This is a genomic window from Kocuria sp. CPCC 205231 (assembly GCF_040980965.1).
Classification (GTDB): domain Bacteria; phylum Actinomycetota; class Actinomycetes; order Actinomycetales; family Micrococcaceae; genus Kocuria; species Kocuria rosea.
This window is the reverse complement of sequence record NZ_JAVKPP010000001.1, coordinates 171,170-186,690: the sequence shown is the minus strand read 5'-3', so window position 1 is coordinate 186,690 and position 15,521 is coordinate 171,170. Positions and strand designations below refer to the sequence as shown.

The following is a 15,521-nucleotide window of genomic DNA, read 5'->3' as shown; positions in this document are numbered from 1 at the left end:
TCACCGCCTTCCCTTGGTCAGTGCACGTGCCAGGGACAGGGTCGCCAGGAAGCCCACGAGAGTCGCGATGAGGACCAGGTCGAAGACCGGAGGGCTCATCGCCAGCACGCCGAACAGGGCGATGAGCCCCACCACGGAGGAGAACAGCAGGTCCGCGGCGATGGCCCGGTTGGCGTCGTTGGGGCCGCGGAACATCCGCACCCCCGCGACGAGGACGGAGGCGGCGAGCACCAGCACGCCGAAGAGGATGCCGATCATCGGGGTCCCCCTCCCGGTCGGATGCCGTTCAGCATGTGGGTCTCCATCTCTCGCAGGCCCGACCGGGCGTCCTGCGGTCCGTCCGAGTACATGGCGTGCACGAAGATGTCGTAGCCCTCCGTGCCCGGAGCCCCGTCGTCCCCCGTGCCCACGTCGACCGCGGGACCGTCCGCGCCGCCACGGGTCCGGGCCACGGTGGCCAGGGTCAGGGTCCCAGGGGTCAGGGTGATGAGCACGCTGAGCAGGACCGTCTCGAACTCGCTGCGGCACCGGGTCCGGTAGCGGACCACGATGGGCGAGGACCCCTGACCCGGGGTGAGCACGTCGCGGGTCACCGCGGCGTTGGAGAGGACCAGCTCCCAGGCGTACCAGAGCAGGAAGCCGATCAGGCGCAGCGGCCAGGTCAACCACTTCACGAGTTCACCACCGCCTCCACGAACGCGCTGGTGTCCACGAGCCCGTCCGCCGCCGTGGCGGCGACGCCCAGCAGCAGCTCACCGCCCACACCGAGGACGAGGGTGACGACCGCCAGGACGAGGGCCGGTGCGATGAGGCCCACCGGGATGCGGCGCTCCTTCGTGCCGACCGCGGCGACGACCTCGCTCGACGAGTCCTCCGGATTCCCCAGGAACATCTTCCCCCAGATCTTGAGCAGGTACAGGAGCGTGAACAGGCTGACGCCGACCGCCACGAGGGCCACCACGACCTGCTGCTCCTCGAACGCGGCCAGGATCAGCGCCAGCTTGGCCACGAACCCCGAGAACGGCGGGATGCCGGTCAGGGACATGGCGGCGGCGAAGAACACCACGGCGGTGAGCGGCTCCCGCCGCAGCAGTCCCGTGACCTCGCCCAGCGGCTGCCGCCCGTAGGCGATCTCCACCGCACCGGTGGACAGGAACAGGGACACCTTCACCACCGTGTGGTGCAGCAGGAAGAAGATGCCCGCGGTGAGTCCGGCGGCCCCGAACAGGGCGACGCCCAGCAGGATGTAGCCGATCTGGCTCACGGTGGAGTAGGCGAGGATCGCCCGCGCGTCCCGCTCCCCCACGGCGCCGAGCACACCGACCACCATCGAGACGGTGAAGACCACCAGCCCGATCCACAGGTACTGCTCCGCGCCGTCGAAGATCACGGCGTAGATCCGGTAGATCGCGTAGACCGCGATCTTCGTGTGCAGCCCCGAGAACAGGGCGGTGACGGTGGGCGACATGAAGGGGTAGGTGCGCGCCAGCCACCCGTGCACGGGGACCACCGCCGCCTTCACGGCCAGGGCGGTGAGAGCAACGGCGACCGACACGGCCACGGCGGTGGACTCCGCGGCCCGGCCCGCCAGCTCGGCGAGGTTCACGGTGCCGGCCGTGCCGTAGACGAGCCCCACCCCCGCGAGGAAGATCGTGGAGGCCAGCAGGTTGACGCTCACGTAGATCCGCGAGGACGTGACCTGCATCAGCCGTCCCCGGCCGCGGTGGGCCAGGATGATCAGCGCGTAGGACGGCACGAGCATGACCTCGATGAACACGAACAGGTTGAACAGGTCCGCCGTGAGCAGGGCTCCGTTGAAGCCGGCCGTGAGCACGAGCACCAGGGGGCCGAAGTAGCGCTTCTCCGCCTGCCCCGAGACCACCCCGAACCAGGAGCTGACCAGGGTCACGAAGCCGGTCGCGGTGAGCATGAGGGCGGTGAACAGATCGGCCGCGAAGGGGATGGCGATGCCGGCGGGCCAGCCGCTGATCCGGTGGGCCAGCACGGTGCCGCCGTCCAGGAGGGTGGCCACGAGCCACACGGCCCACACCACGTCCGCCCCGAGGACGGCGAGCAGCCCCGCCTTGCCGATCCGCCCGGAGCCGCCGGCGAGCACCAGCAGACCGGCGGCCAGCAGCGGGACGATGACGAAGAACGGGATCAGGTCCGCGCTCATGCGCGACCACCCCGCCCCGGGCGCCGCTCGGGGCGGGTGCCCACCGGATCCGGGTCCGTGGGGGCGTCACCGTGCGTCGCGGCGCTGTCTGCGGGGTCGTCCATCAGGTCAGGGGTCTCCATCTCCCGGCCGGTGAGCTCGAGATCGGTGTCGTCGTCCTCGTCGCCGGTCACGGCGAGCACGAGCATGTACATGGTGATGGCGAACGCGATGACGATCGCCGTCAGCACGAAGGCCTGCGGCAGGGCGTCCGCCGTGGTCGCCGGATCCGGGGAGTAACCGAGGGGCTCACCGCGGCGGTCGATGCCGCCGGTGGACATGATCAGCAGGTTCACCCCGTGGCTGAGGAGGGCGAAGCCGATGATCAGGCGGACCATGCCACGTCGCAGCATCATGAACACGCCGCCTCCGATGAGCACGCCCACGGTCAGTGCGAGTGCCATCAGGAATCGTCTCCTCGGGGTCGGTCGGGGTGCTCGGCGGACGCCCCGGAAGGCCGTCCGGAACTCCGGTCGAGGACCCGGATGCTGCTGAGGTCCATGGGCGCCGTGCTGGGGTGGTGCGGCTCGTCCGTGGTGGGGGTCGGGCGGGGGGCGGGACCGTCCACCGCGGTGGAGCCCACCCGCCGCAGGGGCGGTGGTTCCTTCTCCTCCACGCCGAGACGGCTGACCGCGGCCAGGATCACGCCGACCACCGCCAGGTACACGCCGACGTCGAAGAACAGCGCCGTGGTGATCGCGACCCCGAACACGTCGAAGTGCAGGGCGCGCAGGAACGAGCCCTCGGCCAGGCCCAGGAGGCCCACGACCACCGCCACGGCGACCCCGGCGCCGATGAGCTTCACGTAGGGCACGCCGAGCCGGCTGACCCGGTCGTCCTGCGCCGAGAGATAGACCAGGGAGATGCCCGCGGCACCGATGAGGGCCGCGATGAACCCGCCGCCGGGCTGGTAGTGCCCGCGGAGCAGGAAGAAGAGGGACAGGACCACGATGACCGGCCCGAGCAGGCGCTCGGTGACCCGCAGGACCATGGTGTTGTCCCGGGCGTCGCTGATCGGCGACCCGGGCGGCTCCGTGATGGGGCTGTGCAGCTTGGGCAGCAGCCCCCGCGACTCCAGGGCCACGACGATCGCGATGCCGGCCACGCCCAGGACGGTGAGCTCACCGAGGGTGTCCAGGGCGCGGAAGTCCACGAGGATCGTGTTCACCACGTTCGACCCGCCGGTCTCCGTCTTGGCCTCCGCGAGGAAGTACTGGCCCGCGTCGGAGAGCCCGCGCCGGCCGGTGAGCGCCCACGTGGCCACGGCGGCGGAGGTGCCCGCGAGGACCGCGACGACGGCCGCCGTGGTCGACCGCCGCTTCCCGGTCCGGTGGAAGGTGGAGGGCAGGCGGTTGAGCAGCAGGACGATCACCACCACGGTGAGGATCTCGACCAGCAGCTGGGTCAGCGCCACGTCCGCGGCGCCGAGCTCGTAGAACCACAGCGCGACCGCGAAGCCCACCACGCCGATGATCGTCACGAGGGCGATCCGGCTGCGCACGCCCAGGGCCAGGAGCACCCCGACCAGGACCACGCCGAGCAGGACCCAGTCCAGGGGGCGCGTCACGTCCCCGTGCAGCGGCGGGACGTCGACCGTGAACACGCCGACGACCGTCAGCGCCACCAGCACAACCACGGGCGGGACCAGGTGCCGGTAGGGGGCGTCGGCGCGGGTGAGGCCGCCGATCCACGCGCCCAGGGCGACGGAGCCGCCGCGCAGCGCCTCGACCGTGCCCACCCCGGTGATGGGCGACAGCTCCCGGTCCAGGAGCCGGTCCACGCTCCTCCGGGCGAGCACCAGGATCGTGCCCAGGGTGAAGACCGCCACGGACATGTACAGCTCGGGGGCGAGGCCGTGCCACAGCCCCAGGTGGGGCTCGGCGTCGGGCCCGGCCACGGCGGCGGCGGCGGCACCGAGCAGCGGCTCGGCCAGCACACCGGCCAGCCCCAGCACCAGACCGGCCACGGAGACCAGGGCCACGGGCGCCAGGAAGGCCGCGGAGGCCTCCTTCGGCGGGTCCTGGGCGGGGCGGCCGGGGAAGATCGTGATGATCATCCGGGCCGAGTAGGCGAAGGTGAAGGACGCGGCCAGGACCGCCACGGCGCCCACGAGCCACACCGCCGCGGTGGGCGCCGGGCTCTCCGCCATGGCCTTGAACATGGCTTCCTTGGAGACGAACCCGAACAGCGGGACGACCCCGGCCATGGAGACCGCCGCGAGCGTCATCACGACGGCCGTGACGGGCATCGTCCGCGCCAGCCCGGAGAGCTTGCGGATGTCCCGGCTGCCGGCCTGGTGGTCGACCACCCCCAGGGACATGAACAGCGCCGACTTGAACAGCGCGTGGGCCGCCACGTGCACCACGGCCCCCACCACCGCGTAGGAGGTGCCGATGCCGATGGTCGCCGTCAGGAAGCCCAGCTGGCTCACGGTGGAGTAGGCGAGCAGCTCCTTGAGGTCGTTGCGCTGCAGCGCGAACACCGCCCCCATCAGGGCGGTGAACAGACCCACGGAGATCAGCAGGACGTTCCACACCGGCACCTCGCTGAGGGCCGTGGAGAAGCGCAGCATGAGGTAGATGCCGGCCTTCACCATGGCCGCCGCGTGCAGGTAGGCGCTCACGGGGGTGATCGCGACCATGGCGTCGGGCAGCCAGGCGTGGAAGGGGAACTGCGCGGACTTGGTGAAGGCCGCGAGGGCGATCAGCACCGCGACGAACGCGGCGAACCCGGGGGACGTGGACCACACGTCGTCGACGAGGATGTCGCTGAGGCGCGTGGTGCCGGTGGCCACCCACATCGCGACCACCGCGGCGAGCAGGCACAGCCCGCCGGCCATGGTCACCAGGAAGGTCCGGATCGCCGGGTCCTTGGCGTGCGGGCCGGAGCGGGCGATGAGCAGGAAGGAGCACAGCGTGGTGAACTCCCACATCACGAACAGCAGGACCACGTCGTCGGCCAGGACCAGCCCGAGCATCGCCGCGGCGAAGAACGTCATGAGGGTGTAGAAGGCGCTGTGCGAGCCCTTGGCGAGGTAGCGGGCCGAGTAGCCGATGACCACCGCGCCGATGACCAGCACGATGAGGCCGAAGAACAGCCCGAGCCCGTCGAGCCGCAGGTGGAGGGTCACGCCCAGGGTCGGCATCCACGGGATCTGCTGGGAGACCGCGTCGGCGTCCCCCCGGCCGTTCCACACCGCGACCAGCGCACCGGCGAGCACGAGGAGGCCCGCGGCGAGCGGCCAGCCGGCGTCACGGCCCGCCCGGCGGCCCAGGACGGCCGCCGCAGGGCACAGCAGGGTGGTGAGAGCAAGAATGATCAGGAGGGACACGCCTGGCAACCGTCCGGTCGGTGGGATGGGAACGAGGTGGACTCGGCCGTCGACTGACCGGCCGCACCGGCCGGTGTCCCGGCCGGAGTGCTCAGGCGTCCCGGGGGCATCCGGAGAGCAGCGGCCCCCAGGAGTTCAGGTAGCCGTTCGTCCCGTTGGACACGCACCGGACCGCCGAGGACAGCACGCGGCCCGGCGGCACAGCGGGGCCGCGGCCGTGGACGTGGTTCCTGGGGCTGGTCATCGCCCCGAATTTACCATGACGGCCACCACAGCCCCCGGCGAGGTGCTGCGGTGCCCGTGACTCCTCCGCGCGCGGTCCGGCCGCCCTTCCGGCCGGTGACGGGGTCAGCGCCGCTCCCGCAGGGGACTCGAACCGGAGTGCGGGACGGTCGGGGTGGCGGCGGTCTCGGCGTCCGGCTCGACGGGCGCGCGGCGTGCCGGCTCCTCCGGCGGGAGCGCGTCCCCGAGGTCCTCGTCCCGGTCCTCGACGAGCTCGCCGTCGCCACCGCGGTCGCCGTCGCGGGGGGCGAGGGCAGGACGACGGCGCGGGGCGTCGTTGATCTCGGTGACGGACACGGCCATCGCGTTGAGCGCGAGACCGGCGAGCACGAACAGCCACGCCGCGACGGGGTACCACGCCAGACCGAGGACCACTCCGACCACAACGAGGGCGACGGAGGTCAGGTAGGCGGGGGTCAGCACGCGCTGGACGTTGAACTTCATGGTTTCCATTCCACCACGCGCGCGTGCGGATCGACCAACGGGCCCGGGCGTTTCCCCGCACCGGCCCGGGCACCCTGGTCCGGGAGCCTCCGTGCGTATACCGTCGGCGGCATGGACGACCTCGACCCCGAGCTGCTCGAGCTGGCGCGCTCCGCGCGCACCGTGACCGTGCTCTCCGGCGCCGGGATGTCGGCCGAGAGCGGGGTGCCCACCTTCCGGGACGCCGGCACCGGACTGTGGGCCCGCTGGTCCCCCGAGGAGCTGGCCACCCCCGAGGCGTGGGACGCCGACCCCGGGCTCGTCTGGTCCTGGTACCTCTGGCGGGCCCGCCAGGTGCGCCGGCTCCGCCCCAACGCCGGACACCGGGCGATCGCCCGGTGGGCGGACTGCGCCCGCGTCCACGTGGTCACCCAGAACGTCGACGACCTCCACGAGCGGGCGGGCTCCGCGGTCCTCGCGCACCTGCACGGCAGCCTGTTCGCGTTCCGCTGCTCGGACTGCGGCGCCCCGTTCCCGGAGCGTCTCCTCCCGGGCCTGGCAGCGGAGGCCCGTCCGGAGGCACCACCCGCTCCCCAGGAGCCCGACCACGAGGAGCCGGGCCGCGAGCGCCCCCCGGTGTGCCCCTCCTGCTGCGGAGCGGTGCGGCCCGCGGTCGTGTGGTTCGGGGAGCAGCTGCCCGAGGGCGCCGTGGAGCGCGCCGCCGCGGCCGTGGCCGAGGCGGAGCTCGTGCTCGTGGTGGGCACGTCCGGGCTCGTGCAGCCCGCCGCCTCCCTGCCGCTGATCGCGGCCGGCCGCGGGACGCCCGTGGTCGAGATCAACCCCGAGGACACCGCGCTCACCCCGCACGCCGACCGGACCGTCCGGGCCGGCGCCGCCGAGGCCCTGCCCCGCCTCCTGACCCCGTGGGGCGACCGGCGCCCGGCCGCCCGGCGGCCACGCGCCGACGGTTGAGCGCCCGCCGCCGGCTGCGGCTGCGGCTGCGGCCACCGTTCCCCGCCTTCCCGGGGCCTCCCGCTGCGGCTGGGCAGCGGAGGCCGATTGCTGAGAGCAGAAAGCACGCTGTCCTTCTTGTCAGCGTGCGGCGACAGCAGGAGACTGTTCGACGGACACCGGGCCCGGACGAGCTCCTCCCGGCCCTCCCTGTCAGCCCCTGGCTGTCTCCCCACGAAAGGCACGGTCCATGACGCAGTCCACGACGCAGTCCCCGACCCTCACCCTGCACGACGGCAGGACCATCCCCCAGCTCGGCTACGGCGTGTGGCAGGTCGACGCCGACATCGCCGAGGACGTGGTGGGCCAGGCCCTCGAGGCCGGCTACCGCCACATCGACACCGCCATGATCTACGGCAACGAGGAGGGCGTCGGCCGGGCGATCGCGAACGGCGGCATCCCGCGCGACGAGATCTTCGTGACCACCAAGCTGTGGAACGACGACCACGGCCACGACTCCGCGCTGAAGGCCATCGACGCCTCCCTGGAGCGTCTCGGCCTGGAGTACGTCGACCTGTACCTCATCCACTGGCCCACCCCGAAGCGCGGGAAGTACCTGGAGACCTGGAAGGCGTTCCAGGAGATCCGGGAGAGCGGCAAGGCCCGGTCCATCGGCGTCTCGAACTTCCCGCAGGAGGAGCTGCAGGAGATCATCGACGCGACGGGCGTGGTCCCCGTGGTGAACCAGGTGGAGCTGCACCCCTACTTCAACCAGTCCGCGCTGCGGGACTTCAACGCCTCGCACGGCATCCTGACCGAGGCCTGGTCCCCCCTGGGCCAGGGCGGCGACCTGCTGAAGGACCCGGTGATCGACTCGATCGCCCGCAAGCACGGCGCCACCCCGGGACAGGTCATCATCGCGTGGCACCTGGCGATCGGCAACGTGGTCTTCCCCAAGACCGTCACGCCGGAGCGGATCCGCGAGAACTACGCGGCCCTCGACGTCCGGCTCGACGACGAGGACGTCCGGGCGATCAGCGGCCTCGACAACGGCGGGCGGATCGGCTCCGACCCGAAGGACTTCAACTGAGTCCTGGCTCCTTCCCCGGCGACGCCCGGGACCGCGGTGGGTGCACCGCGGTCCCGGGCGTCGCCCGTCCCGCCGCCGGCACCGCCCACCGGGGGTGAGCGCGACGGGGCCGCCGGCCGCGGGCGCGCACCGATTGGTGCTCGACCGCCCGGCAGGCCGATCATGGTGCGCATGACTTCCCACACCCCCCGCGCGGCGGACGGCGCCACCGGCGCCCCCGACCCGCGCGACCACCACGACAACCGCCCCGGCGCGGAGCTCCCCCGCCCCGGTGCCCGGTCCTTCTTCGGCCAGCCGCGCATGCTGGCGAACCTGTTCAGCGTCGAGCTGTGGGAGCGCTTCTCCTTCTACGGCATGCAGGGCATCGTCCTGCTGTACATGTACTTCGCCACCACCGAGGGCGGGCTCGGCATCGACCGCGCCACGGCCGCGGGCATCGTGGGCGCCTACGGCGGCGCCGTCTACCTGTTCGCCATCCTGGGCGGGTGGGTCGCCGACCGGCTCCTCGGCTCCGAGCGGACGATGTTCCTCAGCGGCGTCCTCATCATGGCCGGCCACGTCTCGCTGGCGCTGATCCCCGCCGTCGCGGGCCTCACGATCGGTCTCGTCCTCATCGCGATCGGGTCCGGGGGGCTCAAGGCCACGATCACCAATCTCGTGGGTGCCCTCTACGACCGCCAGGACCCGCGCCGCGACGCCGGCTTCTCGATCTTCTACATGGGCGTGAACATCGGCGGACTCCTCGGGCCGCTCCTGACCGGCTTCGCGCAGAAGACCTGGGGCTTCCACCTCGGCTTCGGCCTGGCCGCGGTGGGCATGGCCTTCGGCCTGGCCCAGTACGCCCTCGGGCGCAGGAGGCTTCCCGCAGAGGTCCACCACGTGCCCAACCCCCTGCCGCGCGAGCAGTACGGGAAGTGGGCGGGGATCGCCGCGGCGGCGATCGCCGTCGTCGTGGCCGCCGCCCTCACGGGGGTGCTCAACGCGGCCAACCTCGCCGACGTCGTGGTGGGGGTGATCGTGGTGGCGGCCGTGGCGCTGTTCGTCCTCCTGCTCACCAGCAAGAAGGTCGACGACGACGAGCGCTCCCGCGTGCGGGCGTTCATCCCGCTGTTCATCGGCTCGGCCGCGTTCTGGGCGCTGTTCCAGCAGCAGTTCACGGTCATCACGATCTACTCGGACACCCGGCTGGACCGCGCGCTCGGCGACTGGACCATGCCGATCTCCTGGGTCCAGTCCTTCAACCCCTTCTTCATCATCCTGCTCGCGCCGGTGTTCGCGGTGCTGTGGACGAAGCTGGGCGACCGCCAGCCCGGCACGCCCACCAAGTTCGGCCTCGGCATCGTGCTGATGGGATCGGCGTTCCTGATCTTCCTGCCCATGGTCGGGGTGTCCTCGGTGCCGGTCCTGTGGGCCGCGCTGATCCTGCTGGTCGCCACCCTGGGCGAGCTGATGGTCTCCCCGGTGGGCCTGTCCCTGTCCACCCGGCTGGCCCCGCGGGCCTATCCCGTGCTGATGGTCGCCCTCTTCTACCTGTCGGTGGCCCTGGGCACGGCCCTGTCCGGCGCGCTGGCCGGCTATTACAGCGAGCAGACCGAGGCCGCCTACTTCGGGATCCTGGGCGCCGTGACCATCGTCGTCGGCGCCGCCCTGCTCGTGCTGTCCCCCTGGATCCGGCGGATGATGCGCGGGGTGCGCTGACGGCCGTGCCGGGCACCCGCCGTCAGGGACCGGTCGGTGCGCGGAGGATGCCGCGCACCACCTCGGCGGCGGGGACCTCCTGTGCGGCCGCGAACTGCGGACCGGCCCACAGGGCGATGGCCTCGGGGTCCCCGGCCTGCGCCGCGGCCGCCCGGATGGGCTTGGTCATCTGGTTGACCTGGGGATATGCCGCTGGGGCCATATTCGTGAAGCGGTCGAGGAAACCGTTGCGCACCCCGCGCGCCAGCCGTCCCGAGAACGCGCGGGTCACGGCGGTCTCCGTGTAGCGGCCCGAGCCGAGGGCCTCCCGGTACGCGGCGGACGTCCCGGCCTCGTGTGTGCGCAGCAGCAGCGTGCCGACCTGCACGGCGTCCGCCCCGGCGGTCAGGGCCGCGTCCGCGTCCGCCGCGGAGGCGATGCCGCCCGCGGCCACGAGCGGGACGTCCACGGCGGCGCGGACCGCGGCGACGAGCTCCACCAGGGGCTCCTCGCCCGGGACGTCCTCCGCGCGGTGGGTGCCCCGGTGCCCGCCGGCCGCCGGGCCCTGGACCGTCAGCAGGTGGGCACCGGCCCGCACGGCGGCCTGGGCCTCCGGGACCGAGGTCACCGTGACGGACGTCGTGGTGCCCACCGCCGCGAGCCGCGCCAGCACGGAGACCGCGGGGAGCCCGAAGGTGAACGAGACGACCGGGACCCGCAGCGCCTCGACGAGCTCGAGCTTGGCGGCCCACCCGTCGTCGTCGGCGGGGTCCGTGTCCGGCAGCTCCACCCCGTACCGGCGGGCCGTGTCTTCCAGCGCCTCCCGGTAGGCCGCGACCGACCGGTGCACGGCGGGGTCGACCGCCGTCCCGGGGGCCGCGGTGTTCGCCGCCTGCGGGACGAACAGGTTCACCCCGAACGGGCCGTCCGTGCGCGCCCGGACCTCCTCGACGTCCGCGCGGACGCCCGCCGCGGGACGGTTGCCGGCGGCCAGGAAGCCCAGGCCGCCGGCGGCCGTGACCGCCGCGGCCAGCGCCGGGGTCGAGGGCCCGCCGGCCATCGGGGCGCCCAGGAAGGGGAGGCGGAGTTCGGTCAGCCGGAAGCGGGGCGCTGTGCTCGTCATGGTCCCAGGCTAGGAACACGGCGGCTCGTCGTCACCACCTGGGCCGGGCGCGGGGCGTGGCATAGGCTGTGGCCACGGTCACCGCACGCCGGGGCCCGCCAGCCCGTCACCACCGATTCGAGGCATCCGATGGCCCAGTCAGCCGAATCCGGGACCCGGTCCCGCCCCCAGCCGGAGCTCAAGCGCGTCATGGGCCCCGGCCTGCTCCTGCTGTTCATCGTGGGCGACATCCTCGGCACCGGGGTGTACGCCCTCACCGGGAACATCGCCGGAGAGATCGGCGGCGCCGCGTGGGCCCCGATCCTCGTGGCGTTCCTCGTGGCGACCATCACGGCCTTCTCCTACCTCGAGCTCGTGACCAAGTACCCCGGCGCCTCGGGCGCAGCGCTGTACACGCACAAGGCCTTCGGCATCCACTTCATCACCTTCCTCGTGACGTTCGCGGTGCTCAGCTCGGGCCTGACCTCCGCCTCGACGGCGGCCTCGGCCGTGGCCTCGAACTTCGCCCGCGGCTTCGGGCTGGAGGTGGACACCACGACCATCACCGTGATCGCCGTGATCTTCATCGCGATCCTCGCCGCCATCAACATCCGCGGCGTCACCGAGGGCCTCGCGTTCAACGTGGTGCTGACGTCGATCGAGCTCACCGGCCTGCTCATCGTCATCCTCGTGGGGTTCTGGGCGGCGTTCCAGGGCCAGGCCGACTTCAGCCAGACGATGGTGTTCGAGACCTCGGAGGACAAGGGCATCTTCCTGGCCCTCACCGCGGTGACCTCGCTCGCGTTCTTCTCCTTCGTGGGCTTCGAGGACTCCGTCAACATGGTCGAGGAGACCAAGAACCCCAGCCGCGACTTCCCGCGCGTGATGCTCTTCGGCCTCGGCCTGACGGGCGTGGTCTACATCCTGGTCTCGATCTTCACCGTGGCGGTCGTCCCCATCGGCGTGCTCGGGGAGTCGACCACGCCGCTGCTGGACATGGTCCGGATCGGCGCCCCCAACATCCCCATCGACACGATCTACCCGTTCCTGACGATCTTCGCCGTGGCCAACACCGCCCTGATCAACATGCTCATGGCCTCCCGGCTGCTCTACGGCATGGCCCGCCAGGGCGTGCTGCCGGACTTCCTGGGCCACGTCCTGCAGGGCCGGCGCACCCCCTGGTCGGCCATCGTGTTCACGAGCCTTCTCGCCATGGCGCTGATCGTCGTCATCAACAACATCCTCGGCAGCGGCACGGCGAGCGCCCTCGGCGGCACCACGGCTCTTCTCCTCCTGGGCGTGTTCACCATCGTCAACGTCGCGGCGATCATCCTGCGCAAGGACCACAGCCCCACCCACGACTACTTCCACGCCCCCCGGGTCCTGCCCTACCTGGGCGCGATCACCTGCGCCTACCTCGTGGGGCCCTGGGCACAGGACCTCATCGAGTACCAGATCGCCGTGGTCCTGCTGCTGATCGGGCTGGGCCTGTGGATCGTCAACTTCGTCTACGACCGCCTGTTCCTCGGCCGCAAGGTGCGGTTCGAGCACCCGGAGGCCCTCGCCCGCATGGAGGACGAGCCCGCGGACCAGGACCCCCACCGCGGTCCCTGACCCGTTCCGCCCCACCGTGCCGCTACCCCAGGAGAACCCGTGACCGTCGTCGTCGGATACATGCCCACCGCCCCCGGACACGCGGCGCTGGACGCCGCCATCCTCGAGGCAGAGCGCCGCGGCACCGACCTGGTGGTGGTGCAGCCGCGGCCGAGGCGCCACCAGCCGCCGGAGATCGAGGCAGACATCGACGTGGAGCGGGAGAGGCTCGCCCGTGCCGGAGTGCGCTACGAGCTGCGGGAGCCCGACCACGACAGCGACCCCGCCGACGTCATCCTCGACACCGCCCGCGAGCACGGGGCCGAGCTCATCGTGCTGGGCATCCGGCGCCGCTCCCCCGTGGGCAAGATCATCATGGCGAGCACCGCCCAGCGCGTCCTGCTCGAGAGCCCCTGCCCGGTGCTGTGCGTCAAGGCCGTCTACGACTGAGCCCGGGATTTTATTTCTGTTTTCGAAATATTAGTCTGATCCCAGACCCCGGCGCCTCCGGTTCCGCGGTGGGGTCCGTCGGTCGCCGCGGCTCCGACCTGCTCCTGCCGCTCGTGAAAGGCACGCCATGACCACCCCGGCCCCCACCGCGTCCCGTCCCGCCCCGTGGGCCGAGGCCCCCGGGTCCCCCGCACCCCCGCGGCGCTCCCGCTGGACCACGCTGCTGCGGATCCTGCTGCCGGCGCTGCTGATCGTCGGGTGGCTCGCGGTGGCCGGCGTGGGCGGGCCGTACTTCGGGAAGATCTCCGAGGTCTCGACCAACGACCAGTCCAGCTTCCTGCCCGAGTCCACCGAGTCCACGCAGGTCACCCGGCTGCTGGGCGAGTTCCGGGACTCGGAGACGATCCCCGCGATCGTCCTCCTCGCCCGGGAGGGCGGGCTGACCGCCGCCGACCGGGCGTGGGCGGAGGACGCCGCCGCGGCGGTGCAGGAGAGCGGCCTTGCCGAGGGGCAGACCTCGCCGCTGATCCCGTCCGAGGACGGGGAGGCCTTCCAGCTCGTCGTCCCCCTGCCCGACGGCGAGGTCGTCGACGACGTCGAGGCGCTCGCGGAACGGTTCGAGACGGACCGGCCGGAGGGCCTGCAGAGCTACGTGACGGGCCCCGCCGGGTTCACGGCCGATCTCGTGGCCGGTTTCGAGGGCATCGACGGGATCCTGCTGGGCGTGGCGCTGGCCGTGGTGTTCGTGATCCTCCTCGTGGTCTACCGCTCCCCCGTGCTGCCCGTCCTGGTGCTGCTGACCTCGGTCTTCGCCCTCAGCGCCGCCATCCTGGTCGTGTACTGGCTGGCGGCCAACGAGCTCGTGACCATCAGCGGCCAGGTGCAGGGCATCCTGTTCATCCTCGTGGTCGGCGCCGCCACCGACTACTCGCTGCTCTACACGGCCCGGTACCGGGACGCCCTCCTGCACCACCGGGGACGGGCGGACGCGACCCGGGCGGCCCTCAAGGGCTCGGTCGAGCCGATCGTGGCCTCCGGCGCCACCGTCATCGCGGGCCTGCTGTGCCTGTTGCTCTCGGACCTCGCCTCGAACAAGGCGCTGGGCCCGGTGGCCTCCGTCGGCATCGTGATGTCCGTCCTGGCGGCCCTGACCTTCCTGCCCGCGGTCCTCTACGCCACGGGACGGGGGGCCTTCTGGCCGTTCCGGCCCCGCTACGACGCCTCGGGCGCGGAGCGCGTGCGCGTGGTCGAGCACGGGGCCGGCACCCGCCCGACCGTCGAGGGGCGAGGCGTGTGGGCCTCGGTGGCCCGGTTCGTGGCCCGCGCCCCGCGGGCGATCTGGGTGGTGACCACTGTGGTGCTCCTCGCCCTCGCCGGGTTCAGCACCCAGTTCGAGGCCTCGGGCGTGGAGCAGAGCGAGCTCGTGCTCGGCGAGTCCCAGGCGCGGGACGGCCAGGAGGCCCTGGCCCAGCACTTCCCCGGCGGCTCCGGCAGCCCAGCGGTCCTGCTGGTCCCGACCCGTTCCCTGGACGCCGCGGTCGAGGCGGTCGAGGGCACGGAGGGCGTGGCCGGCGTCGTCGCCGTCGCCAACGACTCCCCGTCCGGCACCCTGCCCCTCGGGGAGGACGCCCCGCCCCCGGCCGGGCCCTTCGCCGGGGCCGAGCCGACGGAGGCCGAGGGCCTCTATCAGCTCCAGGCCACGCTGTCCGACGCCGCCGACTCCCCCGAGGCGGAGCAGACCGTCCGGGAGCTGCGCGAGAACCTGCGCGCGGCGGACGCGGAGATCCTCGTGGGCGGCACCACAGCGACGAACATCGACACCAACGAGACCTCGATCGCCGACCGCACGCTGATCATCCCGGTGATCCTCGTGGTCATCACCCTGATCCTCATGCTGCTGCTGCGCTCCGTCCTGGCCCCGGTGCTGCTGATCCTCACCACCGTGGTCTCGTTCTTCACGGCCCTGGGCGTCTCCGCCCTCGTGTTCAACAACGTCCTGGACCTGCCCGGTGCGGACCCCTCGGTCCCGCTCTTCGGCTTCGTCTTCCTCGTGGCGCTGGGCATCGACTACAACATCTTCCTGATGTCCCGGGTGCGGGAGGAGTCGCTGGTGCACGGCACCCGGGCTGGCATCCTCCGGGGTCTCACCCTCACCGGCGGGGTGATCACCTCGGCCGGCATCGTGCTCGCGGCCACGTTCGCGGCGCTGGCCGTCATCCCGATCATGTTCCTGGTGCAGCTGGCGTTCATCGTGGCGTTCGGCGTGCTCCTGGACGCGCTGATCGTCCGGTCGCTGCTGGTGCCGGCCCTGACCTACGACATCGGCCGGGCCATCTGGTGGCCCTTCCACCGGCGGATCGAGCCCTGAGACCCGGCGGGGCGCCCGGTGCCACGGCCGCGGGCGGCG

14 protein-coding genes are annotated in these 15,521 nt (G+C 72.3%); 6 read left to right on the top strand and 8 right to left on the bottom strand.

What is annotated here, in order from left to right; all coding sequences use genetic code 11:
• The 7 genes from RF640_RS00940 to RF640_RS00910 all read right to left on the bottom strand — a co-directional run bounded on the left by RF640_RS00940 (position 1) and on the right by RF640_RS00910 (position 6,272).
• A complete protein-coding gene (locus tag RF640_RS00940) occupies positions 1–258 on the bottom strand; it encodes a monovalent cation/H+ antiporter complex subunit F (protein WP_017831717.1) in 258 nt (85 codons plus the stop codon).
• Positions 255–674 carry a Na+/H+ antiporter subunit E gene (locus RF640_RS00935; RefSeq protein WP_017831716.1) on the bottom strand — a complete coding sequence of 140 codons (420 nt, stop codon included), beginning with the start codon at positions 672–674 and terminating at the stop codon, positions 255–257. Before RF640_RS00935 ends, RF640_RS00940 begins: the two co-directional genes overlap by 4 nt.
• Positions 671–2,176, bottom strand: a complete 1,506-nt coding sequence (locus RF640_RS00930; protein ID WP_035924319.1) for a monovalent cation/H+ antiporter subunit D family protein — start codon at positions 2,174–2,176, stop codon at positions 671–673. Before RF640_RS00930 ends, RF640_RS00935 begins: the two co-directional genes overlap by 4 nt.
• Positions 2,173–2,619 (bottom strand): sodium:proton antiporter, encoded by a 447-nt coding sequence (locus RF640_RS00925; protein WP_052132767.1) that lies wholly within the window; start codon positions 2,617–2,619, stop codon positions 2,173–2,175. The genes RF640_RS00930 and RF640_RS00925 overlap by 4 nt, the downstream gene beginning before the upstream one ends.
• Positions 2,619–5,546, bottom strand: a complete 2,928-nt coding sequence (locus RF640_RS00920) for a DUF4040 family protein (RefSeq protein WP_368826188.1) — start codon at positions 5,544–5,546, stop codon at positions 2,619–2,621. Before RF640_RS00920 ends, RF640_RS00925 begins: the two co-directional genes overlap by 1 nt.
• 91 nt (positions 5,547–5,637) lie before the next feature.
• A complete protein-coding gene (locus tag RF640_RS00915; protein ID WP_160291625.1) occupies positions 5,638–5,790 on the bottom strand; it encodes a hypothetical protein in 153 nt (50 codons plus the stop codon).
• 104 nt (positions 5,791–5,894) lie between these two features.
• Positions 5,895–6,272, bottom strand: a complete 378-nt coding sequence (locus RF640_RS00910; protein ID WP_017835101.1) for a hypothetical protein — start codon at positions 6,270–6,272, stop codon at positions 5,895–5,897.
• A 111-nt stretch (positions 6,273–6,383) separates the two neighbouring features.
• Between RF640_RS00910 and RF640_RS00905 the strand changes: the two genes are divergently transcribed.
• The 3 genes from RF640_RS00905 to RF640_RS00895 all read left to right on the top strand — a co-directional run bounded on the left by RF640_RS00905 (position 6,384) and on the right by RF640_RS00895 (position 9,990).
• A complete protein-coding gene (locus tag RF640_RS00905) occupies positions 6,384–7,223 on the top strand; it encodes an NAD-dependent protein deacylase (protein WP_368826185.1) in 840 nt (279 codons plus the stop codon).
• Between the two features lie 229 nt (positions 7,224–7,452).
• The gene (locus tag RF640_RS00900) at positions 7,453–8,292 is read left to right on the top strand and encodes an aldo/keto reductase (protein WP_109221592.1); all 840 of its coding nucleotides are present in this window, start codon (positions 7,453–7,455) and stop codon (positions 8,290–8,292) included.
• 171 nt (positions 8,293–8,463) lie between these two features.
• Positions 8,464–9,990 (top strand): oligopeptide:H+ symporter, encoded by a 1,527-nt coding sequence (locus RF640_RS00895; protein WP_229586511.1) that lies wholly within the window; start codon positions 8,464–8,466, stop codon positions 9,988–9,990.
• Positions 9,991–10,012: 22 nt separating this feature from the next.
• Here RF640_RS00895 and RF640_RS00890 read toward each other — a convergent pair whose 3' ends face one another.
• Positions 10,013–11,092 (bottom strand): nitronate monooxygenase, encoded by a 1,080-nt coding sequence (locus tag RF640_RS00890; RefSeq protein WP_017835097.1) that lies wholly within the window; start codon positions 11,090–11,092, stop codon positions 10,013–10,015.
• A 129-nt stretch (positions 11,093–11,221) separates the two neighbouring features.
• Between RF640_RS00890 and RF640_RS00885 the strand changes: the two genes are divergently transcribed.
• The 3 genes from RF640_RS00885 to RF640_RS00875 all read left to right on the top strand — a co-directional run bounded on the left by RF640_RS00885 (position 11,222) and on the right by RF640_RS00875 (position 15,482).
• Entirely contained in the window at positions 11,222–12,685 is a 1,464-nt protein-coding gene (locus RF640_RS00885; RefSeq protein ID WP_368826182.1) for an APC family permease, read from the top strand.
• 39 nt (positions 12,686–12,724) lie between these two features.
• Entirely contained in the window at positions 12,725–13,114 is a 390-nt protein-coding gene (locus RF640_RS00880; RefSeq protein ID WP_017835095.1) for a universal stress protein, read from the top strand.
• 127 nt (positions 13,115–13,241) lie between these two features.
• The gene (locus RF640_RS00875) at positions 13,242–15,482 is read left to right on the top strand and encodes an MMPL family transporter (protein ID WP_109268887.1); all 2,241 of its coding nucleotides are present in this window, start codon (positions 13,242–13,244) and stop codon (positions 15,480–15,482) included.
• Positions 15,483–15,521: the final 39 nt, after the last annotated feature.